Origin of the sequence: uncultured Aurantimicrobium sp. (assembly GCF_936931525.1) — a bacterium.
Lineage (GTDB): Bacteria > Actinomycetota > Actinomycetes > Actinomycetales > Microbacteriaceae > Aurantimicrobium.
This window is the reverse complement of the sequence record NZ_CAKZII010000109.1, coordinates 1-2,157: the sequence shown is the minus strand read 5'-3', so window position 1 is coordinate 2,157 and position 2,157 is coordinate 1. Positions and strand designations below refer to the sequence as shown.

Genomic DNA, 2,157 nt, shown 5'->3' with positions numbered 1-2,157 from the left:
TGGTTTCAGCAGCACCTTTGCTCGTGATTTTGATTGCGCTTGTTGTTGTAAATCCTGGTCAATTCCAAAATCAACCACTCGCTATTCCGGTGATGGCATATCTCGTTCTGTTTCCGACAGCGGTCGGTCATTTGCTTCTAGCAGTTGGCTTGGGAGCTATGCCAGCTTCACGTGCTGCGGTTTACACACTCTTTGAACCCGTGGTAGCCGTGGTGATGGCAGTGCTCGTTGTCGGAGAAATGATTGCACCGATTGGCTGGGTTGGGCTAGTTGTTCTCCTCGGAGGCTTGTTGATTCTCTCGACTGAACAACGCCAGATACCTCTCATTATTGAATAACTCTTCTGCATAATTGCTTGTTTGTTGACTCGCGGCGATACTGTTCGGACATGAAAACCCCTTACCTAGTTGCCCTAATCTTTGCTGTAACACTTGGGGTTACCGGCTCGCTCGCTCTTGTAACTCCAGCCCAAGCCAATGGATGTATTACGCCAGCTGCTGGAACTCAACTTGACCCATTTCTCATTCAGACCCCCGCAAACCTGACCTGCCTCAAAGACAACGGCAGTTATTACTGGGGTGGCGGTAAGTATTTCCGTCAGACGGCGAATCTTGATATGACCGGACAGAACTGGTCTTCAGGAATTGGTAACTACACCACACAGTTCACAGGGCATTTTGATGGTGCTGGATACTCAATCAATAATTTGAGTATTGCTGCTACTCATAGTGGGAATGAATATTGGGAAGGCCTAGCACTATTCGGGTATCTCGCAACCGGTTCAACTCTCGACAACCTTAATCTTGCCAACGTGAGCGTGAGTGTGACAGGATCTGGAAACTCTCGGGTTATTGCGACAGTTGCTGGTTGGAACAACGGGCAGGTAACTAACGTCTCAACTCAAGGTGCAGTGAACGTCGATGAGACTGGATACGTGGCCAGTGTTGGTGGCTTTATTGGCTCAGGTGGTTCTGGTTCGTTCTCATCTATCAACTCAGATGTTGACGTCAACATACGAACCAGAACAGCTTCGATGTCGCAAGTTATTTATGTTGGCGGTTTTGCGGGAAACATTTCAGGGGGAACGATGTCATTGCTGAAAAATTCTGGATCTCTCACGGTGAATTCAGCTGCGTGGATTGAGCAGACTTCTGCGTTTATCGGGAATATTGACAACGTAACTCTCTCTGATTCATATTCAATAGCTTCGATGGACTTGACTGCAGTGCAAGGTGTCACCCAAGTTGGGCTTCTTACTGGTCAGCTCAATGGGGCCTTTATGAACCGAACTTATGTCACTGGAGCTATGACTCTTTCTGGGGGAACGGGAATTACATACGCGGGTAGCTTGATCGGAACTTCGAGGGGTACAAGTTCGATCACAAATTCATTTTGGGATACAACTGCAATTGGACAGACGCTTCCCTTAGTTGGTGACGTAACTACCGGTGCGCTTGATCAAAGTGGATCAAGCGGCCAAAACTATGCAACGTTGACATTGTTTTCAACGTTTACAACAACCAATTTCGTTTCGGCACCATGGAGTATCTCTGACGGATATGAAATGGTAGCTGCCAACACATGGGGGATCTGCAACGGAGTGAGTGCCCCCTTCCTGCGTTCGATGACATTAGCCGACCCGTGCCCCATGCTTCCAGAAATTTCTATTGCAACATCTTCGATAGTTGCCGGAGGCTCAGTCTCGATTTCGGGAAATGGATACCAGGCAAATGAACAAGTCAGAATTGAACTTCACTCCACTCCAGTTGTGTTGACGACGCTGCAGGCAAACGGTGCAGGTGAAATCAATGCACTTGTGACTATCCCTGCTGCGACTGGCGCTGGCAATCATGATCTTGTCTTGTACGGTCTTTCGAGCACGACAATTACGGTTGTGCCCATCACCGTTACCGCCGCTTTAGCACAGACCGGTTCACGCTCAACCTTTGAATTAGCAACCATTTATATGTTGTTTATTGCTGGTGCGCTTCTGTTGAAGTTCCGGCGCAAAATCGGCTAGAAATAGTTAAAAGCCACAGGGAGCCCTGGACATTCCGTGGCTCCCTGTAAGTGGGTTTTCTAGCGTCCTTGAGGACGTGCACTGCGCTGACGTTGACCGGCACCGGTTGGGCGTGATCCTGCGGAAGCAGCTGCACG

Annotated in this window: 2 protein-coding genes; both read left to right on the top strand. The window is 48.9% G+C overall.

Annotated elements, in window-relative coordinates; genetic code table 11:
- Positions 1-338: EamA family transporter (locus Q0362_RS05180; RefSeq protein ID WP_298120751.1), on the top strand; the 338-nt coding region annotated here is incomplete at its 5' end.
- Positions 339-388: 50 nt separating this feature from the next.
- Positions 389-2,020: a hypothetical protein gene (locus tag Q0362_RS05175; RefSeq protein ID WP_298120747.1), complete on the top strand. Its 1,632-nt coding sequence runs from the start codon at positions 389-391 to the stop codon at positions 2,018-2,020.
- Positions 2,021-2,157 lie beyond the last annotated feature (137 nt).